This is a genomic window from Hydrogenophaga bisanensis, from assembly GCF_042665135.1.
Lineage (GTDB): Bacteria > Pseudomonadota > Gammaproteobacteria > Burkholderiales > Burkholderiaceae_C > Hydrogenophaga > Hydrogenophaga bisanensis.
Map to the genome: position 1 here is coordinate 520,045 of NZ_JBHTBX010000002.1, position 23,986 is coordinate 544,030.

The following is a 23,986-nucleotide window of genomic DNA, read 5'->3' on the forward strand; positions in this document are numbered from 1 at the left end:
TGCTTCCTTCGGTGGAGTGGTCAGGTGGGGGTCTCGCAGATCGCCTTGAGGGCCTGCAAGGCTTGGGGCCAGGTCTGGTTCATCCAGTCCTCGTAGGTACCGAACACATCGACATCGATGCGCAGTCGGGTACCACCGGCTTCGTCAGTGAAGGTGTAGTTCTCGAAACAGGGGGCCCAGGCACGAACGGACTCGCTGGTCGTGTCTTCCACGCCATTGGCGATGGCGCCGATGTGACGGATCGACAGGAACTGGGCCGGACGGTGTTCCGCAATCTCGGAAACCATGCCGTCGCCGTTGGGCGCCAGGAAGCGGATGATCGATCCGGCATCCCAGCTGCCTTCGTAGCGCGAGCCTTCACAGAAGGACGCGGTCCACCGCTCGTAGCTGGGCGTGAACAGCATGGTGCGCCAGACGTGCTCGCGCGGTGCGTTGATGTGGATGTCGAAATGCAAGGTGGACATGGTTGCTCCTGATGGGGTTTCAATGCCACGACGAAACAGCCCGCCTGATTTCGACAACCGCTTTCTCAGTGAAAACCCTAGGTATCGACGCTGTCGTCAAAGCACGGCGCCAGCGCCCGCACCTCCACGGTGCACCACTGGGCTGCAGGGCAGGCGTGTGCCCAGGCCAGGGCTTCTTCACGGGTGACGTTCTGCAGCAGAAAGAAGCCGCCGATCATCTCCTTGGCCTCGGCAAACGGGCCATCGAGCACCTGGGGCTGGCCACTGGCGTGGGTGACGCGCACCGCGTGGGCCAACGAGGCCAGGGATTCGACGGCCCTGAGCTGCCCCTTGGCAGCGATGGCCTGTCCGAACCGTTGCATGGCGGCGTAGGCCTCGCGGCCTTCGGCTTCGGTGCGGGTGGCGCGTTGGCCGGCCGGTTCGATGATCAGGAGCATGTAGGACATGGGCATTCGCATGTGTGTGGCGCGTGCATCATGCCAGCGCTGCACCGATTGCGGAATACCGCACGACCCGTCTGCCGTGCAGCGGGAGCCGGCTGCACAATGAACCCCTGCATTCGGGAGTACCCATGACCAAACACAAGCGACAGCAGATCGATCTGGCCCTGCAGGGCGGTGGCTCGCACGGCGCGTTCACCTGGGGCGTGTTGGACCGTCTGCTGCAGGACGACAGTCTGGAAATCGCCGGTGTCAGTGGCACCAGTGCGGGGGCCATGAACGCGGTGGCACTGGCGGCCGGGCTGATGGAGGGGGGACGCGATGGCGCGCGCGAGTGCCTGGGCCGGTTCTGGCGCCGGGTGGCACAGACATCTCCCTTCCATGCGCTGGAGATGGGACCGGCGGCGGCACTGTGGGGTCCCGACAATCCGTGGCTGGCTGCATGGACGGCGCCCTGGCGCCAGGCTGTCAGCGTGCTGGGCAGCCAGTTCTCGCCCTATCAGCTCAACCCGCTGAACCTCAACCCCTTGCGGGATGTGTTGCGCGAGACTGTGGATTTCGATCGGGTGTGCGGCTGCAACAAGACACAGCTGTTCATTGCTGCCACCCAGGTGCGCACCGGTGCCCTGCGCACCTTCCGCCAGCACGAACTCAGCGTCGACGTGGTGCTCGCTTCGGCCTGTCTGCCATTGCTGTTCCAGGCGGTGGAGATCGATGGCGAGGCGTACTGGGATGGCGGTTACGCCGGCAACCCGACCCTGTTGCCGCTGATCAGCGAAAGCGCTGCGCAAGACCTCCTGCTGGTGCAGATCAACCCGAGTCTGCGTGATGAAGTGCCCGTCAGCGCAGAGGCCATTCTGGATCGCATCAACGAAGTGACCTTCAACGCCAGCCTGCTCAAGGAGTTGCGCTCCATCGCCTTGCTCAAGCAGCTCATCGCCGATGAAGGACGCCCCGGACATCACTACCGCAATCCGCTGTTCGCACGCATCGATGCCCTGAAGGTGCATCGTGTCGAAGGGGGGCAGGCACTGGCTGAGCTCGGTGCCGGCAGCAAGGTGCAGACCCAGTGGCCTTTCCTGTCGATGCTGTTCGAGCGTGGCGCAGAGGCGGCTGACCGCTGGCTGCACGAGAACCGGCGGCACATCGGCCGACGCAGTACCCTGGATCTGCGTGAAGCCTTCGGAGAGGTGATGCCCTGATTTGCATGACGGTTGTGCCTCGCGCCGACCCGAAAAGGCTTAACCCCTGTATCGGCGCGGAAAAGCCCCTGTGCCGAGAATCGAATCTTGTGCTGCTGGTTTCGAATAAAGGGAAGACCCCATGAGTCCGTCGTCGCGTTTCCGTCATCCGTTTGCCAACACCCTCAAGTCGTTTCGAACGGCATCGGGCAAGTCGGGGCGTCTGTATTCCTTGCCTGCGCTGGCCAGGCAGTTTCCGACGGTCTCACGGCTGCCACATTCGCTGCGCATCGTGCTCGAGAGCGTGTTGCGCCATTGCGATGGCGAACGGGTGTTGCCCGAGCATGTGAAGCAACTGGCCAGCTGGCAGCCCAACGCGCCACGCACCGACGAGGTCCCGTTCACCGTGGCACGGGTGGTGCTGCAGGATTTCACCGGTGTGCCCCTGCTGGCTGATCTGGCGGCCATGCGCAGCGTGGCCCAGCGTCTGGGGCAGGATCCGAAGAAGATCGAGCCGCTGGTACCGGTGGATCTGGTGGTGGACCACTCGGTCACCGTGGACCATTACGGCACGAAGAACGCGCTGGATCTGAACATGCGCCTGGAATTCCAGCGCAACAAGGAGCGCTACCAGTTCATGAAGTGGGGCATGCAGGCCTTCGACACCTTCGGTGTGGTGCCGCCAGGTTTCGGCATCGTGCACCAGGTCAATCTGGAGCACCTGGCGCGCGGGGTTCACCTCAAGGGCGGGCTGTACTACCCGGACACGCTGGTGGGCACCGACAGCCACACCACCATGATCAATGGCATCGGTGTGGTGGGCTGGGGTGTCGGGGGCATCGAGGCCGAGGCGGCCATGCTGGGTCAGCCGGTGTACTTCCTCACGCCTGACGTGGTTGGGTTCGAGCTGACCGGCCGGCTGCGCGAAGGCTGCACCGCCACCGATCTGGTGCTGACTGTTACCGAGATCCTGCGGCGGCACAAGGTGGTGGGCAAGTTCGTCGAGTTCTTTGGCGAGGGCACAGCTTCGCTGGCGCTGCCGGACCGCGCCACCATCGCCAACATGGCGCCCGAGTACGGGGCCACCATGGGCTTCTTCCCGGTGGACGAGAAGACGCTGGATTACTTCCGTGGCACAGGTCGCAGCAAGGCGGAGATCGAGTCCTTCGAGGCCTACTTCCGCGCGCAAGGCCTGTTCGGGGTGCCGCGCCGTGGTGAGATCGACTATTCGCAGGTGGTCACGCTGGACCTGGGGACGGTCGCGCCCAGCCTGGCCGGTCCCAAGCGTCCGCAGGACCGTATCGAGCTCGGGCAGGTGGCGGCGCAGTTCAGCAGCCTGTTCAGCAAACCCAACGCCGAGAACGGCTTCAACCAGCCAGCCGACCAGCTCGACCGGGTGTTCCCGACCACCAGCGGCATCGACATCCGCAATGGCGACGTGCTGATTGCGGCCATCACCAGCTGCACCAACACCAGCAACCCGGGCGTGCTGCTGGCCGCCGGCTTGCTGGCCAAGAAGGCCGTGGAGGCGGGGCTCAAGGTCAAGCCACACGTCAAGACCTCGCTCGCGCCGGGCTCTCGCATCGTCACCGAGTACCTGCGCGAGACCGGTCTGCTGCCCTATCTGGAGAAGCTGGGCTTTGCGCTGGCCGGCTATGGCTGCACGACATGTATCGGCAACGCGGGCGATCTCACGCCCGAGCTCAACGAGGTCATCACCCGCAACGACCTGGTCTGCGCGGCGGTGCTCTCGGGCAACCGCAATTTCGAGGCGCGCATTCACCCCAACCTCAAGGCCAACTTCCTGGCCAGCCCACCGCTGGTGGTGGCCTACGCGATTGCCGGCAACGTGACCCGTGACCTCATGACCGAGCCCGTGGGCACCGGCAAGGGTGGCCAGCCGGTGTTCCTGGGCGACATCTGGCCGGGCAGCGACGAGATCCACGCGCTGATGAAGCACGCCATGAAGGGCAAGGCCTACCGGGACAACTATGCGCAGGTCCGCACCGACCCGGGTGCCCTGTGGGAGAAGATCAAGGGCGGCACCGGCCACACCTATCGCTGGCCGGCCAGCACCTACATTGCCGAGCCGCCGTTCTTCCAGCGCTTCGAGTTGCAGCCGCCAGCCGCCGACGGCCAGGTGTCGGTGCAGGGCGCGCGCATCATGGCCCTGTTCGGTGATTCGATCACCACCGACCACATCTCGCCGGCCGGCTCGATCAAGGAGAGTTCACCGGCGGGCCAGTGGCTCACCGCCCATGGCGTGGCCAAGGCCGACTTCAACAGCTACGGCGCACGCCGCGGACACCATGAGGTCATGATGCGCGGCACCTTTGCCAACGTGCGCATCAAGAACCTGATGCTGCCCCCGCAGGCCGACGGATCGCGGGTGGAAGGCGGCCTGACGCTGTTCCAGCCACAGGGCGAGACCCTGTCCATTTACGACGCGGCCATGCGCTACCAGGCGCAGGGCGTGCCCACGGTGGTGTTCGCCGGCGAGGAATACGGCACCGGTTCCAGCCGCGACTGGGCGGCCAAGGGCACGCAGCTGCTGGGTATCCGCGCGGTGGTGGCGCGCAGTTTCGAGCGCATCCATCGCAGCAACCTGGTGGGCATGGGCGTGCTGCCGCTTCAGTTCCGCGCCGGTGACTCGTGGGAAAGCCTGGGGCTGACCGGCAGCGAGCTGATCGATGTGATCCCGCACCCGGACCTGCTGCCGCAAAGCGATGCCACACTGCGCATCACCCGTGCCGACGGCTCGGTGCACGAGATCACCGTGACCCTGCGCATCGACACCCCGGTCGAGGTGGCCTACTACCGCGCCGGTGGCATCCTGCCCTACGTGCTGCGTCAGTTGTTGGCGGCCTGAGGCGCCTCGGCGTCCACCGCCTGCTGCACCGCACGGTAGAAGGCTTCGCGGGCGTCCGTGGCCTTGGGGTCGCGGGCACCGCCCGCCCAGTTCGCGTTGGAGACGATGACCAGTTGGCGTCGGGGGTCGATGAAGATGCCCTGGCCGAAGATGCCGCGGGCGGCAAAGCCGCCGTCGTCGTAGGTCCACCACTGGTAGCCGTAGCCGCGTCCGGGCTGGCCGATGTCGGCCTGGCGGGTGCCGGCCTGCTGCAGCCAGCCATCGGGCAGGATGCTTTGTCCATTGATCCGGGCACCTTCCAGGATGAACTGGCCAAAGCGCGCATAGTCGCGCGCCGACGCCTGGATGCAGCAGCCGCTGATTTCCTCTCCCGTCTTGCTCAGGATCCAGGTGGCCTGCTGTTCCATGCCCACCGGCCCCCAGACCTTTTCCTGCAGGTACTGCGACAGGGGTTTGCCGGTGGCCTGGCTGATCAGGATGCCCACCAGGTTGGTCTCGCCGGTGCTGTAGAGCCAGCGCTGGCCGGGTGGGGCCTCACGCGGTAGCTGGCGCAGGTAGCTCACGATGGCGGGCACACCGGGCTCGGGCTGGTGATTGTTGAACCGTGCCACGTCCGATGCCGGGTCGTCGTAGTCCTCGTTCCAGCGCACGCCCGAGGTCATGGTCAGCAGCTGACTGATGCTCACGTCGTCATACGCCGAGCCCTTCATCTGCGGGATGTAGTCGCTGACCTTGTCGTCCATGCTCTTGATGTGTCCGTCGCGCAGCGCGGCACCCACCAGGGTGGAGGTGAAGGATTTGGCCACCGAAAAGCTGGTCCAGCGCCCCTGGGCATCGAAGTCCAGCCCGTAGCGCTCCAGGCGCAGCTGGCCCTTGTGCAGGATCAGCAGTGCCGCGCTGCGCTGGCCGGCCATGTAGGCGTCGATGTCAACGGGCAACGCCAGCGGCGAACCGGCGGGCAGCGGGCGGGGCGTGCCGGCCGTGTGGATGTCGCGCCACTTGGCCAGCAGGGAGATGCGGTCCAGCGCGCGGAAGGCTGCATCGCGTTGCGGCACGCTCCAGAACAGCAGGTCTCGGTTGGTGGGCACGGTCTTGAGCAGGCCGCGGGTTTCCTTGTCCAGGCTGAACCAGCCGGCGGTACCGGCCACGGCCAGCACCAGCACACCGCCCAGCAGAAGTTTTCCGAGTCGCTTCATGGACGTTGCGGGCAACCGCCCGTTTCGCACTTGACGGTGTACTGGGCAATGAAGCTGCGGAAGTTCTTGCCCAGCTTGCCCATCTCCTGGCACACATCGCCGCGGGCATCAAAAGCGAAGCCTTGCGACCCGTTGGCATTGATCAGCTCGACGCGCTGCAGCCCGAAGTTCTTGAATTGCTGTGGATTCATCCACTGCTCACCACAGATGTTGTGAAAGATGAAGGTGGCGTACACCAGTTCGGACACATCGGCCTTGGTGGATTGCAGGCGCAACACGCCACTGTCCATTTGCGCTGTTTTCAGGGCGTTGCCGTGAAGGGCCTTCTGCAGCGGCAAGGGCACGTTCCTGAACTCGGTGTTGGCCTGGGCCATCGGGGCCAGAGCGGCCATGAGCAAGGTCAGCAGTGTTTTGGTCATGTCGGTCATCCTCGTGCGGAGCACCTGCCCCGAGCACGCATTGTGCCGTCTCTGCTGCGTTTGAATACCCCGGCGCTTGAGTGGGGGACCACATCGCGGCATCATGTGACTTCACCGCCCAAGGCCGGGCGCCACAGGAGTCGCGATGCGAAAGCCTGCCCTCTACAGCCGTACGCCGCGCACCGGTCCGCTGACGGGTGTGCCAGCTGTGCGCGATGAACCGGCCCGGCCCGAGGCAACTGGTGCGCCGTCGACCAGATCCTCCTGGCGCCAGAGGATGGGCCGGGCCGCCACCGACCCGCGCGTGATGTGGGCCAGCCTGTTGTTGCTGTCCGTGGCGCTGGGTGTGAGCCTCTGGCAGGGCAGGGTGGGCGCCGGTCAGGCCCTGACCCAGAAAGACATCGATGCCGCGGTGCTGCGCACGCTGACCACGCAGGTGCTGCCTTCACCGGCGGCCCGTGCGGCCGAGAAGGTACGTCCCTCGGTGGTCCGTGTCGAAGCCTTTGTGCGCAACCGCAAGGGTGAGGAAGAGGACCACGGCGTCGGCACAGGCGTGGTCATCGTCGATCGGGGCGTCATCCTGACCAACCTGCATGTGGTGCAGGGGGCCGACCGGCTGCGCATCGTGTTTGCAGATGGGTCTGATGCCGGCGCGAGCGTGACCGGTGTGCAGGCCCAGAACGACCTGGCGGTACTGCAGGCGGACACCGTGCCCGATGACCTGCAGGCCGCGACCATGCGGTCCACCAGCGATCTGCTGCCCGGTGACCAGGTGGTGGCGGTGGGCTTCCCCTTCGGCATCGGTCCCTCGGTCTCGGCAGGCGTCATCTCGGGCTTCGGCCGGTCGTTTCGCGCACCCGAGGGCCAGCAGGACATCGAGAACCTGATCCAGTTCGACGCCGCCGCCAATCCCGGCAACTCCGGGGGGCCGCTGGTCACCATGGATGGCGAGGTGGTGGGCATCGTCACCGGCATCCTCAACCCCACCAAGGCCCGCACCTTTGCGGGCATCGGCTTTGCCGTGCCCATTGAGAGCGCGGCCCAGGCCGCCGGGCTTCCCCCTTTCTGATTCCAGGAGCCGCACATGAGCGATCGCAATACGCAGGACAACGCCCAGCTGATGGAGCAGATCCTCTACGAGGTCAAGCGCGTGGTGGTGGGCCAGGACCGCTTTCTGGAACGCGTGATGGTGGCCATGCTGGCCCAGGGTCATCTGCTGGTCGAGGGCGTGCCCGGTCTGGCCAAGACGCTGACCGTCAAGACCCTGGCCAACGTGGTGCAAGGGCGGTTCAAGCGCATCCAGTTCACGCCCGACCTGGTGCCAGCCGACCTGATCGGCACCCGCATCTTCAACCAGAAGACGGGCGAGTTCAGCACCTCGCTCGGGCCGGTGTTTGCCAACCTGCTGCTGGCCGACGAGATCAACCGGGCGCCCGCCAAGGTCCAGAGCGCCCTGCTGGAGGTGATGCAGGAGCGGCAGGTGACCATCGCGGGTGAGACCCACCGGGTGCCGCATCCTTTCCTGGTGATGGCCACGCAGAACCCGATCGAGACCGAGGGTACCTACCCGCTGCCTGAGGCGCAGGTGGACCGGTTCATGATGAAGGTGCTGGTCGACTACCCCACCGACGAAGAGGAGTACGTCATTGTCGAGCGCGTCACCGGGTCGGCGGTGCAGGTGCAGGCGATTGCCACCACCGACCAGCTGGCCCAGCTGCAGCGCCAGTGCAGCGAGGTCTATGTCGACCCGTCGCTGATCCAGTACGCGGTCAAGCTGGTGTCGGCCACCCGCACGCCCGAGAAACACGGCATCGCCGACACGGCGCGCCTGATCACCTACGGCGCCAGCCCGCGCGCCACCATTGGTCTGGTCGAAGGCGCACGCGCATTGGCCCTGCTCCGTGGCCGCAGCTATGCACTGCCCGAGGACATGGTCGATCTGGTGCCTGATGTCCTGCGCCACCGCATCGTGCTGTCCTACGAGGGCTTGTCCGAAGGGCTGGGTGCCGAGGACATCGTCGCGCGGATCATGAAGGTGATACCCCCACCGGCCAAGCCGCTGGACATCGAGAAGAAAGTGGCCTGAGGCTTCCGCCATGCTGTTCGGCCTGTTCGGATCACGCGTGAAGCCACCGGCCTCACCCCCACCGGTGGCCGTGCGTGCGGGTCAGGCCGACGCCTTGCTCAAGCGGCTGGAGTGGACCGTCATCCGCCGGCTGGACGGCTTGCTGCAGGGCGACTACCGGACGCTGATGCGCGGCACCGGTCTGGACCTGGCCGACCTGCGCGAATACCAGCTGCACGACGACGTGCGCCACATCGACTGGAACGTGACCGCCCGACTGCAGCAGCCGCACGTGCGGGTGTTCACCGAGGACCGCGAAATGGCGGCCTGGTTCCTGCTGGACCTCAGCCCCTCGGTGGACTTCGGCTCCGGCACCCAGCGCAAGCGCGATGTGCTGCAGGGCTTTGCCGCCGTGCTTGCGCGCCTGCTGTCCCGCCATGGCAACCGGGTGGGCGCCATGCTCTACGGCGGCCAGGGGCGGGCGGCGGTGGACACCGTGCTGCCTGCCCGGGGCGGGCGCATGCAGGTGCTTCAGCTGCTGCAGTTGCTGATAGCCCCGTCGGGTGTACCCGCCAGGTCCGGTGCCAAGCCACACGGACCGACCCAACTGGCCGAACTGCTGCGTGCTGCCCAGCACACCCTTCGCCAGCGCAGCACCGTGTTCGTGGTGTCGGACTTCATCAGTGAACCTGGCTGGGACAAGCCCCTGGGCGAGCTCGCGCGCCGGCACGACGTGGTGGCCGTGCGCCTGCTGGACCCTCTGGAACTGGCACTGCCGAACCTGGGTCTGGTCACAGTGCGCGATGCCGAAACCGGTGAGCAGATGCTGGTGGACACCAACGATGGCGGTTTCCGCCAGCGCTTCGCCCGCATCGCGGCCCAGCGCGAAGCCGAACTGAGGGAGGCCTTGGCGCGCGCCGGGGTGGACACGCTGGAGCTGTCCACCGATGATGATCTGGCCGATGCCATTCTGAGATTCGTGGATCTGCGTCGCCGCCGTCTGGGCGTGCGGCGTGGCCTGCCCGCGCACCTGGGAGTGTCCGCATGAAATCCCTGCCTGTCTCCTTCCTGTGGCCGGAGCTGCTGTGGCTCTTGCTGTCCTTGCCGGTGCTGGTGCTGCTGTACTGGTGGCTGATGCGCCGTCGACGGCGTTCGGCGCTGCAGCTGGCGTCCCTGTCCATCGTGCGCGAGGCCGCGGGCCGCGGTCCTGGCTGGCGCCGCCATGTGCCGCCGGTGCTGTTGTTGCTGGCCTTTGCAGCGATGCTGCTGGCCGCTTCCCGTCCCATGGCCACCATCGTGCTGCCTTCCACCCAGCAGACCATCATCCTGGCCATGGATGTGTCTGGCAGCATGCGCGCCACCGATGTGCAGCCCAACCGTCTGGTCGCCTCGCAGAACGCGGCCAAGGCCTTTCTGCAGGAGCTGCCGCGCCACGTCAAGGTCGGTATCGTGGCCTTTGCCGGTTCGGCCCAGGTGGTGCAGCCGGTCACGCTCAGCCGCGAAGATCTCAACGCCGCGATCGACAAGTTCCAGCTGCAGCGCGCCACCGCCATCGGCAGCGCCATCGTGGTGGCCCTGTCCGAGCTGTTTCCGGGTCAGGTGGACCTGGCCAGCGTCACCTACGGCCGCCAGCGCGACCCGTTCGCCCCGCAGGGGCGCGCCATCGACCAGAAGCCGTCCCCCCAGGACGCCAAACCCTTCCAGCCTGTGCCCGCAGGCTCGTACAGTTCGGCCGCCATCATTCTGCTGACCGATGGCCAGCGCACCACCGGGGTGGACATTGAAGAGGCCGCGCACATGGCCGCCGAACGCGGCGTCAAGGTCTATACGGTGGGTGTGGGCACGGTCGAAGGTGAGGTCATCGGCTTTGAAGGCTGGTCCATGCGTGTGCGTCTGGACGAGGAGAGCCTCAAGGACGTCGCCCGTGTGACGCAGGGCGAGTACTTCTACGCCGGTACTGCCGAGAACCTCAAGAAGGTCTATGAGTCGCTGAGCACCCGCCTGACCGTGGAGAAGAAGGAAACAGAGATCTCCGGCCTGCTGGCTCTGGCCGCGGCGGTGCTGGTCATGCTCTCGGCCGGTCTTTCGCTGTTCTGGTTCGGACGCATCGCCTGACACGCAGGCCTTCTGACCTCGGTCAACCCGATCGCCGGTCGCCGGGGCACAATGCCCCTTCATGAATTCACAGGTCATCATTGCCGGCGGCGGTATAGGCGGGCTGGCGTGCGCGCTGGCCCTTTCACGGGCCGGGCAGCCGGTTCAGGTGCTGGAACAGGCCACGCGCCTGTCCGAGGTGGGCGCGGGCATCCAGCTCGGGCCCAATGCGGTGCGTGTCCTGCACGACTGGGGTCTGGCCGATGCGCTGACCGCCTGCGCCGCCTTCCCCGAGTCGCTGCAGGTGCGCGATGCCCACTCGTCCGCCACGCTGGGGCAGTTGCGCCTGGGCGCCATGGTTCAGGCCCGCTACGGCAAACCCTACGCCACCATCCACCGCGCCGACCTGCACGGCCTGCTGCTCAAGGCCCTGCGCGAGCAGCCGCTGGCCACCATCGCGCTCGACGCCCGCGTGTCCTCCTATGAGGAGTCCCCCCTGGGGGTCACCGTCCACTGCGAGGACGACCGTGTCTTTGAAGGGGCCGCCCTGGTCGGCGCCGACGGCCTCTGGAGCCGGGTGCGCCTTCAACTGCTGGGCGCACAGCCGGTGCGGGCCAGTGGCCACCTGGCTTACCGCGGCCTGGTCGATCCGGCGCGCCTGCCGCAGGCCCTCAGACGTCCCGTCGTCACCGCATGGCTTGGTCCGCGTCTGCATGTGGTGCACTACCCGGTGCGGCGCGGCGAGATCTTCAACCTGGTCGCTGTGGTCGAAGGCGTGATCGGGCAGGGGCACGGCGGCCATGTGGACAGCGATCCGCAGAGCTGGACACACGAAGCCCATGCGGCCGATCTCAAGCGCACGCTCGGTCCGGCCTGTGCCGACCTGATGGCCATGATCGATGCGGCGCAGGAGTGGAAGCTCTGGGCGCTGAACGACCGCCCGCCGGTGGCCGGTGCCGACGAGCATGCCTGTGGCCGTGTGGCCCTGCTGGGTGATGCCGCGCACCCGCTGCGGCCCTATCTGGCCCAGGGGGCGGCCATGGCCATCGAGGACGCCTGGACCCTGGGCCAACTGCGTTCGGCCACCCACGGTGACATCGACTGGTCCGCCCTGTTCGGGCGCTACGCCCGCACCCGCTGGGCACGCAATGCCCGCGTGCAGGCGCGCTCCGAGCGCAACGGGCGCATCTTCCATGCCGATGGGCTGGTGCGCCTGGGGCGCAATGCGGCCATGGCCATGCTGGGAGAATCGCTGCTCGACCAAGCCTGGCTCTACAGCGGCCCACCGCCGCTGGCCGACTGAATTTCATCGCCCGACAAGGACCCCTGCGGCCATGACCAAACCAGTATCACACCATCACCGTCGATCGATCCTTTGTGCCGCTGTGGCGCTGGCCGCTGGCATCGCCATGCCCGCCTGGGCGCAGAAGGCGGTCCCCTGGCCGAGCAAGCCGCTGAAGATCCTGGTGGGCTTTCCCGCCGGGTCGTCGCCAGACCTCATGGCCCGCACCATTGCCGAGCCGCTGTCGCAGGCGCTGGGCCAACCAGTGGTGGTGGAAAACCGTCCGGGCGCCGGCGGCAACATCGCCGCCGACCAGGTGGCCCGGGCCACCGACGATCACACCATCGGCCTGATGATCAATGGCAACCTCACGATTGCCAGGATCCTGAACCCGGTCACACCCTACGATCCGCTCAAGGACCTGCAGCCGGTGTCGCTGCTGGCGGTGGCGCCTCTGGTGCTGGCCGCACCCGCTGGTGCCCCCGGGGCCACCCCCGCCGATTTCCTGGCGGAAGCCCGCCGCGCCGGTGATCGCTGGAACTACGGTACCCCCGGCATCGGCACGGTGGCGCACCTGGGCATGGAACTGCTCAAGACCAAGGCCGGCATTGCGCCAGTGCATGTGCCCTACGCGGGCAACCCTCAGGTCATCACCGGCATGCTGGGCAACCAGGTCCAGATGGCGCTGCTCCCACCCGGCCTGGCCATGGCACAGGTCAAGGGCGGCAAGCTCAGGGCCATCGGGGTCACGTCCGCCGGGCGAAGCAGCGTCGTACCCGAAGTGCCCAGCCTGTCCGAGGCGGGCGTCCAGGGTCTGCAGCTGGAGATCTGGAACGCTGTCGCGGCCCCGAACAGCCTGCCCAAGGCCCACGCCGACCGGCTGGCCAGCCTGCTGACCGGCATCGTGCGCCAACCCGAGGTGCGCCAGAAGATCCTGGCCCAGGGCTGGCAGGTGGCCGGTACCGCGGCCGAGGGTCTGGCCAAGCGCATGCAGGCCGACACCGCCGCCATGGCCGAGGTCATCCGCAAGAACAACATCCGGCCCAACTGAGCCGACGGCGGTTCAGGTGGCGGCGCGCCAGCCGGTGTGCCGGGCGATGTCCTGCATCAGCAGTCGTGCGGCCCCTTCGCCGCTGATGCTGTCGGCCAGCACCACCGGTTTGCCTTGACGCGGGTGTGCCCGCACCTGCCAGATGCTCTCCGGTCGCCGTCCGTTCACCTGCATGCCGTAGCTGCGGTGCACGCTCAGGCCCTCCATGGCCTGTGCATCCCAGTGGCGCGTGCTCACCGGCAAGCCCAGCAGCCGGCGCACGATGGTGGTGCCCTGGCTGCGGTCCATGGTGGTGGTTCTCCGGTTGAGCAGAAGCCACAGGCTCAGCACCAGCGCCAGCAGGCCAAGCCCGCCGAACAGGATGCCCATCAGCCCGCCCAGTGCTCGCACATTCCACAGATAGCCGCCCGAGATCACGAACACCACGCCCATGAACAGCCAGGGCAGTTGCGCGCGCCGCATGCGCGCATAGGGCTGATCCAGCACCAGGCGCCCTTGCATGTCCATCTCAACGCGGCAGACGGCGCCGATGCGCTCGCGCAGCAAGGCCTCATCCTCTGCCTGATGCGCCGATGCGGTGCCGAACATGGCATCGGGTGCACCGAAGCTGGCGCTGGCGCCAGTGGCAAACACGGGGATGTCGTACGTCGCGCTGAACCCGTCTTCCAGCCCCTGGCCGTCAACGCTGACTCGCCATGCGGTGCCGTCTTCTCCAGGTGGTGAGGATGGCGGCAGGTGCCCTGGCAATGCCGTCTGCCATTGCACCCGGGTGCCTGCGGCGGTGGGTACCAGTCGGGCCACGCCTTCATCTTCCCATTGCAGGTGCTCGCTGGTGCTGCGATCATCGCCACTGCCGCTGGTGCTGCGCTCCAGGCAACTGAGCGCCATCACCACGCGTGCCTGCGGGCCCACCTGCAGCGGTAGGTCCAGATGCATGCTCACCTGCCCGCCGAGGGGGGCAGGGTGGGGCGAGAGCACCAGCGCCGCTGCGCCATAACGGCGATGCTGGCGCCAGCCCTTGAAAGCCTGCCAGCACATCACCAGGCCAAAGAACGGAAACAGCAACACCACCCAGACGATCGGGCGGCCGTTGACCGCATCCGGCAAGGCGATGGCGCTAACGACGCCGCCAAACCCAAGAAACACCACCCCCATGACGGTGAACACCCAGCGCTCGGCCCGCAGGTTCGATGCAATGGCCGGGCTGGCCCATTCCGGGTACTGCATCCAGGGCTGGGTGGCGGCCTGCGGGTGCTCTGGCTGCGCAGCCTTGCGCCAGTTGTGTCGGCCCCACACCATCATGCCAAGGCCCACACCCCCAAAGATCGCGATGAAGATGCCCCAGAAGCCCAGCAGAGGCCAGCGAAGGCTGCGGTCCAGGACGGCATCGGTCGGGTCTGCCGGGTTGACCCAGGCAGTCACGGGCTTTCCCTGCCGGTGCGCGGACTCCAGACGCCAGCCCAGCTGGTACCAGAAGTCGCCGACGTTGTCCGCCGTGTTGCTCACCGCCACCCGCTGGCCCACGTGTGTCTGTCCATTGACCACGTAGCGGTAGGTGGCGTGTGCCCGGTAGGTGGTGCCACCCTTGCTGCCGCGCAGTGATTCCAGGCGCGCGCTCAGCAGTTGCGCCTGCACTGGCTCCCACTGGCGCATGCGCACACTGTCGATCACGGTGGGCACCATCGCCAGCACCACGAACCCCAGGCCCACCAGAAAGAAGATGCTGCCGAACGCGCCGAGCCAGACGGCACCGTTGCGGCGTCGCTGGCGCAGACTCGGACGTTTCAACAGGCTCATGCGGCGATCACTCCCTTGGTGGCCGCAGTGTATGCCGTCTCAAACCATCACAGGGCCGTGCGCAGCGTCCAGATCTCCGGGAACAGCACCACATCCAGCATCTTGCGCAGGTAGCTCACACCACCGGTGCCGCCTGTGCCGCGCTTGAACCCGATCACCCGTTCCACGGTGGTCACGTGGCGGAAGCGCCAGAGTCGGAAGGCGTCTTCCAGGTCGGTCAGCTCCTCGCCTAGCTGGTACAGGTCCCAGTGCTGCTTCGGGTTGCGGTAGACCTGCAGCCAGGCCTGCTCCACGCCCTCACTGGCCTGGTAGGGCTGCGTCCAGTCGCGCTCGGTGTGCGAGGCCGGCACCGCAATGCCACGGCGCGCGAGCAGGCGCAGGCACTCGTCGTACAGCGAAGGTGCTTCGTACGCGGCCTGCACCATGGCCGCCCGTTCCGGGTGATGCGCATGCGGCTTGAGCATGGCCGCGTTCTTGTTGCCCATCGCGAACTCGATGCAGCGGTACTGGAAGCTCTGGAACCCGCTCGAATGGCCCAGGTAGGGCCGGATGGCGCTGTACTCCGGCGGCGTCATCGTGGCCAGCACATCCCAGGCGTGCACCAGCTGTTCCATGATCTTGGACACGCGCGCCATCTGCTTGAACGCCGGGTTCAGGTCGTCGCGGGCAATGTTGCCGATGGCGGCGGTCAGCTCGTGCAGCATCAGCTTCATCCACAGCTCGCTGGTCTGGTGCTGCACGATGAACAGCAGCTCGTCGTGCGCGGGAGACAGCGGATTCTGCGCACTGAGGATGGCGTCCAGCTGCAGGTAGTCGCCGTAGCTCATGTCGCGGCTGAAATCCAGCTGCGCCTTCTCCTCGTGGACGATGGACTCGGGCTTCGAGGCGGGTGATGCGTCGTGATAGGGGCAGGTCATGGCGCGTCTCCTTCAGGTCACCGCGTGCTTGCGGTTGAACTCGGGCCGCTGCCACTCGCCGCTTTCCAGCACCTGTTTCAGGTGCTCCACCGAGTGCCACACATCCTCGAAGCCGATGTACAGCGGCGTGAAGCCAAAGCGCAGGATGTCCTTGTGGATGCCGCCATCACCGGCGCGGAAGTCGCCCACCACGCCACGCGCGATGAGCGCCTGCACGATGGCGTAGGCGCCTTCGTCCCTTGTCAGACACACTTGTGAGCCTCGCTGCGCATGCTCGCGGGGCGTTGCCAGGCCCAGGCCATGGCCTGCGCAGCGCTCCTCCACCAGACGGATGAACAGGTCCGTCAGCGCCAGCGACTTCGCGCGCAGCGCCGCCATGCCGCCCAGGGTCTCGGCCGCCAGCACGGTGTCCACACCGCACTCCAGCGCGGCCAGGCTGATCATGGGCTGGGTGCCGCACTGGTAGCGCGTGATGCCCGGGGCGGGCTGGTAGTCGGGCGTGAAGGCGAACGGCGCCGCATGGCCCCACCAGCCGGCCAGCGGCTGCCAGAAGCGGTTGGCGTGCAGCGGATTGACCCACACGAAGGCCGGCGCGCCCGGGCCGCCGTTAAGGTACTTGTAGCCGCAGCCCACGGCAAAGTCGGCCTTGGCGCCGGTCAGGTCCACCGGCACGGCACCCGCGCTGTGCGCCAGGTCCCACACCGTCAGGATGCCCTCGGCATGGGCGGCAGCGGTCACGGCCGCCATGTCGTGCATGGCGCCAGTGCGGTAGTTCACGTGCGTCAGCATGAGGATGGCCACCTCGGCGGTCAGGGCCGAAGCTATCTCCTCGGGCTCCAGCAGCACCAGTTCCATCCCGTGCTGCTTGCAGAGCGCTTCGGCAATGTACAGGTCGGTCGGGAAGTTGCTGCGCTCGCTGATGATCCGTTTGCGAGTCAATTGGCCATTGGGTGCATCGGCCTGCACCATGTTCAGCGCCGCGCTCAGCACCTTGAACAGGTTGACCGAGGTGCTGTCGGTGGCCACCACCTCGCCCGCACCGGCGCCGATCAGGCGCGCGATCTTGTCGCCCACCTGGCCCGGCATCTGGAACCAGCCGTGCTTGTTCCAGCTCTGGATCAGGTCGGTGCCCCATTCCCGCGTCACCACCTCGGCCACGCGGGCCGGTGCGCTGGCGGGCATCACGCCCAGCGAATTGCCGTCCAGGTAGATGGTGCCGGCGGGGATGTTGAACTGCGCGCGCAGGCCACGCAGCGGGTCGGCCGCGTCCAGCGCCTGGCAGTCTTGAAGGGTGGTCGTCATCGGTTGGTCTCCTATTGTGTTCACAGTTCGCGCAGCACCGCCCGCACCGGGCTGGCGTCGCAGGTGGTCAGCTTCAGGGGCAGGGCGATCAGTTCGTAGTCGCCCTCGGGCACGTCGTCCAGCAGCAGGTTTTCCAGCACGCGCAGACCGCGACGCCGGATGGTCTGGTGGCTGTCCAGGGTCTTGCTGTCGGCCGGGTCGATGCTGGCGCTGTCGATGCCGATCAGCACCACACCTCGGTCGGCCAGCAGGGCCACCGTCTCGGGCGCGAAGGCGGGCAGGCCGTTGTCAAACCGGTCCTGGGGCATGCGTTCGTACACCCGCACCAGCACCCGTGGAGGAAGTGGCCCCCACGCTCCGCCGCTGCGCGGGTCGCTGCCCCCCGGGGGGGCTGATTCGCCTTGGGAGCGGCCCGTCGGCGAATCGCCCATCGCATGCGCCAGATGCTCGGGCCGCACCAGCGGGCCGCAGCCTATGGCGTGGATCACCCGGCAGGGGCCGATGAAGGCCTCCAGCGGGACCGCACCGATGGCGGCACCCTCCGGGTCGTAGTGCAGGGGCGCATCGGCGTGCGCGCCCACGTGGGGCGAGAGCGTGACCGCGCTCACGTTCACCGGGCAGCCGGGGCCGATGCTGGCCACCCACTGCTGGCTGTAGGCCGTGTCGCCCGGAAACACCGGCGCGCCGGCATGGACAGGGGGGGAAATGTCCCAGAGCTTTTTCATCGCCGCAGAAGGTAGCACCCGCACAAAAACCGTGGTGTCGGTTATTTCCAACAATCAGCAAAATCGCTTGAGGCTTAAAGCATCTGTCCGATCGGCGGTGCGATTCAGAAGGTGATCTGCGCAAAGTTTGACAAAAGACAAATACGAATGGATTTCATTTACTTAGGATGCCTGTATTGCGAACTGGCCTGATGGCCTCCTCATCATGAACAGCACCCTCGCCACCCCCTGGGCCCCCGTCAACGCCGCCGAGCCGGACGCCGGCCCTCCGTCCACCAGCGGGCTGGACGTCTGGCCGCCGCAGGTGCCGGGCGTGATCCACGGCTACGTTGCCACCGAAGACCCCGAGAGCCTGCGCACCCAGCGCCGCCTGGCCGAGCTGGGTTTCCTGCCCGGCGAGACGGTGCGCATCGTGGCCCGTGGCTGGCTGCGCCGTAGCCCGGTGGCAGTGCGGGTGGGGCAGTCCACCTTTGCGCTGCGGGCCCATGAGGCGGCCCTGCTGCGCGTGCACGCGGCCGAGGTCGTCCGATGAGCAGCACAAGCGCCCCCCGCCTGGCCCTGCTGGGCAACCCCAACTGCGGCAAGACCGCGCTGTTCAACCTGCTCACCGGCACCCGGCAGAAGGTGGCCAATTACGCCGGCGTCACCGTCGAGCGCAAGGCCGGCTGGATCACCACCCCGCAGGGCCGGCAGGCCCAGGTGCTGGACCTGCCCGGCACCTACAGCCTGGTGCCGCTCAGCCACGACGAGACCATCACCCACGACGTCGTCACCGGCCGCCAGGCCGGCGAAGCACGGCCGGATCTGCTCGTCTGCGTGGCCGACGCCACCCACCTGCAGCTCAACCTGCGCCTGGTGCTCGAAGCCCAGGCCCTGGGCGTGCCCATGGTGCTGGTGCTCAACATGTTCGATGTCGCCCAGGCGCAAGGCCTGAGCATCGACACCGCACGGCTGTCGGCCGCGCTGGGCATGCCGGTGGTCACCGCCATCAGTGTCCGCAAGGACGGCGCCCTGGCGCTGCTGGCCCAGCTCGATGCCCTGCTGTCGTCGGGCCTGCCGCCCGCCCAGCCTGCCCGTGATGCCGACATTCCCGGCCCCGACGCACTCAATGCCCGGGTCTGTGCCATCCTGGCCGACGCGGTGCAGACCGATGCCAGCCGCTGGGCCTTCACCGACCGGGTTGACCGCTGGGTGCTGCACCCCCTGTGGGGCATGGTGCTGCTGGTGGGGGTGCTGCTGTTCATGTTCCAGGCCGTGTTTGCCTGGGCGGCCCTGCCCATGGACGCCATTGAGGCCGGGGTGGGCTGGCTGGGTGAGCAGGTGGCCGCCCGCATGGCCGACGGTCCCTTGCGCAGCCTGCTGGTTGACGGCGTCATTGCCGGCGTGGGTGGCGTGCTGGTGTTCCTGCCGCAGATCCTCATCCTGTTCTTCTTCATCTTCCTGCTGGAAGACTCGGGCTACCTGCCGCGCGCCGCCTTCCTCATGGACCGTCTCATGGGCACCGTGGGCCTGTCGGGCCGGTCCTTCATTCCGCTGCTCTCCAGCTTTGCCTGCGCCGTGCCCGGCATCATGGCCACGCGCACCATCAGCCACTGGCGCGACCGCTGGCTCACGATCCTGATCGCCCCGCTCATGACCTGCTCGGCCCGCCTGCCGGTCTATGCCCTGCTGATCGCTGCCTTCATCCCCGACCGCAGCGTCGCCGGCCTGTTCAACCTGCAGGGCTTGGTGCTCTTTGCGCTGTACCTGGCCGGCATCCTCAGCGCCATGGCGGTGGCCTTCATCGTCTCGCGCCGGGGCCAGGCACAGGGCCGCCAGACGCCGCTGCTCATGGAACTGCCGGCTTACCGCTTTCCCAGTGCCCGCAACATCGCGCGCGGTCTGTGGGAGCGCGGCTGGATCTTCGTGCGCCGGGTGGGCGGCATCATCCTGGCGCTGATGGTGCTGCTGTGGTTCCTCTCGTCTTATCCCGCCCCGCCGGACGGCTTTACCGGCAACGCCATCGAGATGAGCCTGGCCGGCCGCCTGGGTCATCTGCTGGCGCCGCTGTTTGCGCCGCTGGGTTTTGACTGGCGCATCGTCGTGGCCCTGATCCCGGCCATGGCCGCGCGTGAGGTTGTGGTGGCCGCGCTGGGCACGGTGTACGCCCTCTCGGCCACCGGTGACGGGGTCGCCGGTGCGCTGGGCGCCGTGGTGGCCGACCAATGGTCCCTGGCCACCGCCTTGTCGCTGCTGGTGTGGTTTGTGTATGCGCCACAGTGCATCGCCACGCTGGCGGCCGTGCGGCGTGAAGCCGGGGGCTGGAAGTCCACCGCCATCGTCACCGCCTACCTGTTCGCGCTGGCCTACGCGGCCGCGTGGATCACCTACCGCATCACCTTGCTCTGGAGCGGATCATGATGAACCTCGATTGGCAGACCGGCGTGGTGCTGGCCTGTGTGACGCTGGCCGCGGTGGCGCTGCTGCGCCCCGTGCTTCAGCGCTGGCGTACGCCGTTGGACCAGGCCTCGATCTCGCCCGCCACGGGCGACAGCGCCGCCAACCGGTCGGCGCCGCGTTCAACCCAACCTTCGACCACTTGCGGCAGTTGCCGGGGCTGTTCCTCTGGCGGTTGCCACTGAAACCGGGACAGGGCCGTGGGGATGTGCATCTCGCTCATCAGCGGGCCGTGCAGCCCCGCCAGGGTCTGACCGTCGCGGCTGAGCAGCACGCGGTCCGCCGGCCCCAGGTGGGCATGGCGCTGCAGGTGGTCCTGCCACGCATGGCCAATCTGCTGCCGTGTCGCACCGTCGTGGCCGGCCGCCTGCAAGGGGGCCTCCAGTTCGGGCAACAGCGGGGCGGCGGCACGCTCATTCACCGCCGGTGTCTGCCGGTTCATGGGCAGGGTCAGGGCATTCGGTCCGTCGCCAATGGTGACGTTCCAGTCGCCCTTGGTCTGGCCGGGGCGCACATGCAGGTCCTTCACGTCCACGCGGTCGTCGGCCAGGGCCTCGGCATGGGCCGGGTGTTCGGCGCGCAGGTGGCTCAGCAGGGCCAGGCGCGCGGGGTCCAGCGCCTCGCGCAGGGTGGGCACCTCGCCAAAGGCCTCGGTGATGGCCGGGTAGTCCCGGTTGGCCAGGGCCACCAGATCGCGCTTGCCGTCGGTCCCGTCGATGGTCTGGCCAAAGCGCTTTTCCACCGCGTCCATGGCCTCGCGGCGCTGCTCGGCCATGCCCAGCACAGACAGTGCCTCGTCGCGGCCCACCTGGTCCGGGTTGTCGTACAGGCCAAACACCTGCGCCTCGGCCAGTCGGCGCTTGCGCAGCCCGGCCTCGGCCGTGGCGTTGGAGCCCCAGCAGTTGTAGCGCAGCTGGTACCAGGCCTCGGCCCGGTCACCGGCCTCGATGGCGCCCAGCACCGGGTGGTCCTTCATGGCGCCCACGCCCCGGTTGTAGGTCACCGACACCAGCGCCAGCCGTTCGCGGGAATCGGGCAGGGCCAGCGCATCGGCATAGGTCTGGTAGCTGGGTGACGAGGCGATCAGCAGCCGGTCGGCCTCGCTCTCATTGAGGGTGCGCCCGAAGTCCAGGCCCAGCGCGGTCTTGCGGCTGCTGGCGGCCTGGTCGATGTCGCGCAGGCGCTGCCATTGGCCGTCGCTCAGCCCGATGCCCGAATCGCGCCAGATGGCTTCGTTGTTGTTGCGGTTGAAGGTGTAGCCCCACCCGATGGTGGCCTTGCCGTCGCCCACATCCTGGGCGTGGGCGTGCAGGGACTCGGTCCCGGCGATCAGTTCACGGAAACGGCGGGCGTAGGTCGCCTCGTCCAGCAGTTGATGGTCCATCGTGCCTCCCTGGGGCCGAAAGTCGCACACCGGATGGCCGGCTGTCCCGCCGGTGGCCACCCGTGTGGCGGGGATGAATCAGTCGAAGCTCTTGCGGCAGGCGTCGCGCGCGGCCTGCCAGGCCTCGTTGCGCTCGTCGTTGGCTTCGCGGCGCAGGGTGGCCTTCTGGGCCACCACATGGTCGGTGCCATCGCCCGTCACGGTGTCCACCACGCGCCACTGCAGCGCACGGCCCTGGTGTTCGGCCACCGCCAGGAACAGCGTGCCTGCCTCGCTGGCCCGGGTGCTGTGCACCGTCATGACGGCCTTGCGACCTGCCACCGCCCCCACGATCGAGCGCGGCTCGCCGTCGTCCAGGCGCGAGAGGTTGACCGTGGCCCCATGGTGGTTGCCGCACAGGCGTTCACCCTTCTGGAACAGGAACACGGTGAACCCACCGCAGTCGGCCTGCGGCCGGGCCTTGTCGCACCATTCCACGCGCCAGGTGCCCGAAAAATCGGGCGCCGACGCCGTGGGGGTGGCTTTGGGCTCGGCGGCCAGGGCCGAAGCGCTCAGCCCGGCGGCGGCCAGGCCCAGCAGAACAGGGCGCAGCCAGCGGCGGCCCCGGGGTGTGTGACAGCGTTGATTCATGGCTTCTTCTTTTTCAAATGAGAACTTTTGGATTCTATGGGGCACCGCCGGCCCCAGCGCCGGGCACAAGGTAACCGGGTGTGACCGTTCAGCCCAGCCGCGCCACCAGCACCTTCAGCGCCCGGTCGGGTGAGACATCGGCAAACGCGGGCGGGTTGGGCAGGCGCTGCTCCACGACCATGGCGGGGGCCTCTTGCGCCAGCTGTTCGCGCAGCACCGCCTCGGGGATCTCGGGCGCGTTCAGGCAGATCAGCGCGTGGCCGCCGGGCATCAGCAGATCGGGCAGCCGGCGCAGCAGGCGCGGCCAGTCCTTGCCGGCCACAAAGCTGCCTTTCTGGTAGCTGGGCGGGTCCATGATGACCAGGTCGTGCGGCCCCAGCCGGTTGACCTTGCCCCAGGAATTGAACAGGTCATGCGCCAGAAACTTGGCGCGGCCGCTGAAGCCGTTGAGCTGGTGGTTCTGCTGCCCCGTGGTCAGCGCGCCCTGGGCCATGTCCAGGTTGACCACCTCGCGCGCGCCGCCCTGCAGCGCCGCCACCGAGAACGCGCAGGTGTACGCAAACAGGTTCAGCACCTTGGCGCCCTGCGCATGCTGTCGCACCCAGCGCCGGCCCTCGGCCATGTCCAGGAACAGGCCCCGGTTCTGGCCCTTGAGCACGTTCACCCGGTAGCGGGCGCCGTCTTCGGTCACCACATGCGGCTCGGGCACGCTGCCGGCCATCAGCTCGGTCACGGCGCAGCTGGCCGGGCCGTCGGGCTGGCGCCGCTGCAGCACCCAGTTCAGCGGCTGCCCCTGGCCGATCTGCGCCCAGCGCGTGGCCAGTGCCTCGCCCAGCGCCTGCACCTCGGCCGCAGGGGCTTCGCCAAAGTGGGTGGCCACCCACACCGGCGGGTACCAGTCCAGGGTCCAGTCCTCACCGCCGGGGTACAGGCCGCCACGGCCATGAAAGACGCGGCAGGCGTCTGCAGAAAGGTCAACTGACGCAATGGCGTCGATCAGGGCTTGCATGGCCGGCATTGTCGCCCGGCGACGGGCTCCGTCGTGCTCAGGCCCCGTGCCACTCACCCAAGGGCGGCAGGCCGTGGCGGACCCGGGCCTTGTTGCAGCCGTAGCTGCCTTCCTCCAGTTCGGCGCAGGGGCGGGGTCGCCGGTCGTAGATGCTGCAGGCCACTGTCTGGCCCACGGTGCCGTGCAGCGCCACACAGCGGATGGGCACCGTGCCGGTGCCCTGCATGCGGCAGGTGCTGCCATTGACCGGCTCGGTCAACGCGGCGGGCACCTGGCCGCCCATGTCATCCAGTTCATACACCGCGAATTCCACGCGGAAGCTTTGGCAGCAGGCGCCGCAGGTCAGGCACGCGGCCAGGGTAGGTTGCTGACTCATGATGGGTCAGAAAATCAGGGTTCAGATGTCGTGAGGCAGGGGGTCCAGTCCGTGGCGGCGGCGCGCCTGTGCGCACGCGTCGCTGCCTTCTTCAAACTCGCGGCAGGGGCTGGGTCGCCATTCGTAGATTCCGCAGATGGCTTTCTCGCCGATCTTGCCGTACAGCGCCGCACAGCGCGGGCGGGCGTGGTCAGTACCCCTCATGCGGCAGGTGCTGTCGGTCACCCCCACCGCCAGCCCCGCAGGCACGCGCCCGCCGTGCTCCTCGTGCTCATACACCGAGAAGTCCACGCGAAAGCTGGCGCAGCAGGCGCCACAGGTGGTGCACGCACTCACGGCGGTGGAAAAA

Annotated in this window: 23 protein-coding genes; 10 read left to right on the top strand and 13 right to left on the bottom strand. The window is 67.7% G+C overall.

The features are described from left to right. Positions 1-20: 20 nt before the first annotated feature. Complete coding sequence (locus ACFQNJ_RS05155; RefSeq protein WP_382254486.1) at positions 21-464, bottom strand: SRPBCC family protein; 444 nt, start codon at positions 462-464, stop codon at positions 21-23. Between the two features lie 77 nt (positions 465-541). Continuing rightward, positions 542-910, bottom strand: coding sequence for a YciI family protein (locus tag ACFQNJ_RS05160; RefSeq protein ID WP_382254489.1), 369 nt, complete (start codon positions 908-910; stop codon positions 542-544). 125 nt (positions 911-1,035) lie between these two features. Here ACFQNJ_RS05160 and ACFQNJ_RS05165 point away from each other — a divergent pair, with 125 nt between their 5' ends. Together ACFQNJ_RS05165 and acnA are read left to right on the top strand one after the other, a co-directional pair. Next, complete coding sequence (locus ACFQNJ_RS05165) at positions 1,036-2,106, top strand: patatin-like phospholipase family protein (RefSeq protein ID WP_382254492.1); 1,071 nt, start codon at positions 1,036-1,038, stop codon at positions 2,104-2,106. Positions 2,107-2,227: 121 nt separating this feature from the next. After that, on the top strand, positions 2,228-4,954 hold the full coding sequence (gene acnA, locus ACFQNJ_RS05170; protein ID WP_382254494.1) for an aconitate hydratase AcnA: 2,727 nt from the start codon (positions 2,228-2,230) through the stop codon (positions 4,952-4,954). Here the strand turns inward: acnA and ACFQNJ_RS05175 are convergent. Together ACFQNJ_RS05175 and ACFQNJ_RS05180 are read right to left on the bottom strand one after the other, a co-directional pair. Continuing rightward, positions 4,936-6,150, bottom strand: coding sequence for a serine hydrolase domain-containing protein (locus ACFQNJ_RS05175; RefSeq protein WP_382254496.1), 1,215 nt, complete (start codon positions 6,148-6,150; stop codon positions 4,936-4,938). The genes acnA and ACFQNJ_RS05175 overlap by 19 nt on opposite strands. Continuing rightward, positions 6,147-6,569 (bottom strand): hypothetical protein, encoded by a 423-nt coding sequence (locus tag ACFQNJ_RS05180; protein ID WP_382254499.1) that lies wholly within the window; start codon positions 6,567-6,569, stop codon positions 6,147-6,149. The genes ACFQNJ_RS05175 and ACFQNJ_RS05180 overlap by 4 nt, the downstream gene beginning before the upstream one ends. Before the next feature lie 145 nt (positions 6,570-6,714). Here ACFQNJ_RS05180 and ACFQNJ_RS05185 point away from each other — a divergent pair, with 145 nt between their 5' ends. The 6 genes from ACFQNJ_RS05185 to ACFQNJ_RS05210 all read left to right on the top strand — a co-directional run bounded on the left by ACFQNJ_RS05185 (position 6,715) and on the right by ACFQNJ_RS05210 (position 13,061). After that, the gene (locus ACFQNJ_RS05185; RefSeq protein WP_382254502.1) at positions 6,715-7,638 is read left to right on the top strand and encodes a S1C family serine protease; all 924 of its coding nucleotides are present in this window, start codon (positions 6,715-6,717) and stop codon (positions 7,636-7,638) included. A gap of 15 nt (positions 7,639-7,653) precedes the next feature. Further along, on the top strand, positions 7,654-8,655 hold the full coding sequence (locus ACFQNJ_RS05190) for an AAA family ATPase (protein ID WP_382254505.1): 1,002 nt from the start codon (positions 7,654-7,656) through the stop codon (positions 8,653-8,655). Positions 8,656-8,665: 10 nt separating this feature from the next. Beyond that, positions 8,666-9,682: a DUF58 domain-containing protein gene (locus tag ACFQNJ_RS05195; RefSeq protein WP_382254508.1), complete on the top strand. Its 1,017-nt coding sequence runs from the start codon at positions 8,666-8,668 to the stop codon at positions 9,680-9,682. Further along, positions 9,679-10,749, top strand: a complete 1,071-nt coding sequence (locus ACFQNJ_RS05200; RefSeq protein ID WP_382254511.1) for a VWA domain-containing protein — start codon at positions 9,679-9,681, stop codon at positions 10,747-10,749. The genes ACFQNJ_RS05195 and ACFQNJ_RS05200 overlap by 4 nt, the downstream gene beginning before the upstream one ends. A 61-nt stretch (positions 10,750-10,810) precedes the next feature. Beyond that, positions 10,811-12,031: an FAD-dependent monooxygenase gene (locus ACFQNJ_RS05205; RefSeq protein ID WP_382254513.1), complete on the top strand. Its 1,221-nt coding sequence runs from the start codon at positions 10,811-10,813 to the stop codon at positions 12,029-12,031. Between the two features lie 31 nt (positions 12,032-12,062). Next, a complete protein-coding gene (locus ACFQNJ_RS05210; protein WP_382254516.1) occupies positions 12,063-13,061 on the top strand; it encodes a Bug family tripartite tricarboxylate transporter substrate binding protein in 999 nt (332 codons plus the stop codon). A 12-nt stretch (positions 13,062-13,073) separates the two neighbouring features. Here ACFQNJ_RS05210 and ACFQNJ_RS05215 read toward each other — a convergent pair whose 3' ends face one another. Genes ACFQNJ_RS05215 through ACFQNJ_RS05230 form a run of 4 tightly spaced genes read right to left on the bottom strand, consistent with a single transcriptional unit; the run spans position 13,074 to position 17,802 of the window. After that, a complete protein-coding gene (locus ACFQNJ_RS05215; RefSeq protein WP_382254518.1) occupies positions 13,074-14,858 on the bottom strand; it encodes a DUF3592 domain-containing protein in 1,785 nt (594 codons plus the stop codon). A 47-nt stretch (positions 14,859-14,905) separates the two neighbouring features. Next, a complete protein-coding gene (gene kynA, locus ACFQNJ_RS05220) occupies positions 14,906-15,775 on the bottom strand; it encodes a tryptophan 2,3-dioxygenase (RefSeq protein WP_382254520.1) in 870 nt (289 codons plus the stop codon). A gap of 12 nt (positions 15,776-15,787) precedes the next feature. Further along, positions 15,788-17,077, bottom strand: coding sequence for a kynureninase (gene kynU, locus ACFQNJ_RS05225; RefSeq protein ID WP_382254522.1), 1,290 nt, complete (start codon positions 17,075-17,077; stop codon positions 15,788-15,790). 20 nt (positions 17,078-17,097) lie between these two features. Beyond that, positions 17,098-17,802, bottom strand: coding sequence for a cyclase family protein (locus tag ACFQNJ_RS05230; protein WP_382254525.1), 705 nt, complete (start codon positions 17,800-17,802; stop codon positions 17,098-17,100). Between the two features lie 205 nt (positions 17,803-18,007). On the opposite strand from ACFQNJ_RS05230, the gene ACFQNJ_RS05235 reads away from it, so the two are divergent. After that, positions 18,008-18,334 (top strand): FeoA family protein, encoded by a 327-nt coding sequence (locus tag ACFQNJ_RS05235; protein ID WP_382254528.1) that lies wholly within the window; start codon positions 18,008-18,010, stop codon positions 18,332-18,334. Beyond that, positions 18,331-20,202 carry a ferrous iron transporter B gene (gene feoB, locus ACFQNJ_RS05240; protein WP_382254531.1) on the top strand — a complete coding sequence of 624 codons (1,872 nt, stop codon included), beginning with the start codon at positions 18,331-18,333 and terminating at the stop codon, positions 20,200-20,202. The genes ACFQNJ_RS05235 and feoB overlap by 4 nt, the downstream gene beginning before the upstream one ends. A 76-nt stretch (positions 20,203-20,278) precedes the next feature. Here the strand turns inward: feoB and ACFQNJ_RS05245 are convergent, their stop codons facing one another. From ACFQNJ_RS05245 to ACFQNJ_RS05265, 5 genes are all read right to left on the bottom strand, one after another. Then, positions 20,279-21,622 (bottom strand): glycoside hydrolase family protein, encoded by a 1,344-nt coding sequence (locus ACFQNJ_RS05245; RefSeq protein ID WP_382254534.1) that lies wholly within the window; start codon positions 21,620-21,622, stop codon positions 20,279-20,281. Positions 21,623-21,700: 78 nt separating this feature from the next. After that, positions 21,701-22,252 carry a hypothetical protein gene (locus ACFQNJ_RS05250; RefSeq protein WP_382254537.1) on the bottom strand — a complete coding sequence of 184 codons (552 nt, stop codon included), beginning with the start codon at positions 22,250-22,252 and terminating at the stop codon, positions 21,701-21,703. A gap of 88 nt (positions 22,253-22,340) precedes the next feature. Continuing rightward, on the bottom strand, positions 22,341-23,261 hold the full coding sequence (locus tag ACFQNJ_RS05255; protein ID WP_382254539.1) for a class I SAM-dependent methyltransferase: 921 nt from the start codon (positions 23,259-23,261) through the stop codon (positions 22,341-22,343). A gap of 37 nt (positions 23,262-23,298) precedes the next feature. Then, a complete protein-coding gene (locus tag ACFQNJ_RS05260; RefSeq protein WP_382254541.1) occupies positions 23,299-23,637 on the bottom strand; it encodes a YkgJ family cysteine cluster protein in 339 nt (112 codons plus the stop codon). 21 nt (positions 23,638-23,658) lie between these two features. Further along, a complete protein-coding gene (locus ACFQNJ_RS05265) occupies positions 23,659-23,973 on the bottom strand; it encodes a YkgJ family cysteine cluster protein (RefSeq protein ID WP_382254543.1) in 315 nt (104 codons plus the stop codon). Positions 23,974-23,986 lie beyond the last annotated feature (13 nt).

Excerpts from the sequence above, each read along its gene's own strand:
- ACFQNJ_RS05200 (WP_382254511.1), top strand. The coding sequence starts at position 9,679 with ATGAAATCCCTGCCTGTCTCCTTCCTGTGGCCGGAGCTGCTGTGGCTC.
- feoB (WP_382254531.1), top strand. The coding sequence starts at position 18,331 with ATGAGCAGCACAAGCGCCCCCCGCCTGGCCCTGCTGGGCAACCCCAAC.
- ACFQNJ_RS05255 (WP_382254539.1), bottom strand. The coding sequence starts at position 23,261 with ATGCAAGCCCTGATCGACGCCATTGCGTCAGTTGACCTTTCTGCAGAC.
- ACFQNJ_RS05210 (WP_382254516.1), top strand. The coding sequence starts at position 12,063 with ATGACCAAACCAGTATCACACCATCACCGTCGATCGATCCTTTGTGCC.
- ACFQNJ_RS05205 (WP_382254513.1), top strand. The coding sequence starts at position 10,811 with ATGAATTCACAGGTCATCATTGCCGGCGGCGGTATAGGCGGGCTGGCG.
- ACFQNJ_RS05235 (WP_382254528.1), top strand. The coding sequence starts at position 18,008 with ATGAACAGCACCCTCGCCACCCCCTGGGCCCCCGTCAACGCCGCCGAG.
- ACFQNJ_RS05190 (WP_382254505.1), top strand. The coding sequence starts at position 7,654 with ATGAGCGATCGCAATACGCAGGACAACGCCCAGCTGATGGAGCAGATC.
- ACFQNJ_RS05250 (WP_382254537.1), bottom strand. The coding sequence starts at position 22,252 with ATGAATCAACGCTGTCACACACCCCGGGGCCGCCGCTGGCTGCGCCCT.
- ACFQNJ_RS05245 (WP_382254534.1), bottom strand. The coding sequence starts at position 21,622 with ATGGACCATCAACTGCTGGACGAGGCGACCTACGCCCGCCGTTTCCGT.
- ACFQNJ_RS05195 (WP_382254508.1), top strand. The coding sequence starts at position 8,666 with ATGCTGTTCGGCCTGTTCGGATCACGCGTGAAGCCACCGGCCTCACCC.
- ACFQNJ_RS05185 (WP_382254502.1), top strand. The coding sequence starts at position 6,715 with ATGCGAAAGCCTGCCCTCTACAGCCGTACGCCGCGCACCGGTCCGCTG.
- ACFQNJ_RS05215 (WP_382254518.1), bottom strand. The coding sequence starts at position 14,858 with ATGAGCCTGTTGAAACGTCCGAGTCTGCGCCAGCGACGCCGCAACGGT.
- ACFQNJ_RS05160 (WP_382254489.1), bottom strand. The coding sequence starts at position 910 with ATGTCCTACATGCTCCTGATCATCGAACCGGCCGGCCAACGCGCCACC.
- ACFQNJ_RS05175 (WP_382254496.1), bottom strand. The coding sequence starts at position 6,150 with ATGAAGCGACTCGGAAAACTTCTGCTGGGCGGTGTGCTGGTGCTGGCC.
- ACFQNJ_RS05155 (WP_382254486.1), bottom strand. The coding sequence starts at position 464 with ATGTCCACCTTGCATTTCGACATCCACATCAACGCACCGCGCGAGCAC.
- ACFQNJ_RS05165 (WP_382254492.1), top strand. The coding sequence starts at position 1,036 with ATGACCAAACACAAGCGACAGCAGATCGATCTGGCCCTGCAGGGCGGT.
- kynU (WP_382254522.1), bottom strand. The coding sequence starts at position 17,077 with ATGACGACCACCCTTCAAGACTGCCAGGCGCTGGACGCGGCCGACCCG.
- ACFQNJ_RS05180 (WP_382254499.1), bottom strand. The coding sequence starts at position 6,569 with ATGACCAAAACACTGCTGACCTTGCTCATGGCCGCTCTGGCCCCGATG.
- ACFQNJ_RS05230 (WP_382254525.1), bottom strand. The coding sequence starts at position 17,802 with ATGAAAAAGCTCTGGGACATTTCCCCCCCTGTCCATGCCGGCGCGCCG.
- acnA (WP_382254494.1), top strand. The coding sequence starts at position 2,228 with ATGAGTCCGTCGTCGCGTTTCCGTCATCCGTTTGCCAACACCCTCAAG.
- ACFQNJ_RS05260 (WP_382254541.1), bottom strand. The coding sequence starts at position 23,637 with ATGAGTCAGCAACCTACCCTGGCCGCGTGCCTGACCTGCGGCGCCTGC.
- kynA (WP_382254520.1), bottom strand. The coding sequence starts at position 15,775 with ATGACCTGCCCCTATCACGACGCATCACCCGCCTCGAAGCCCGAGTCC.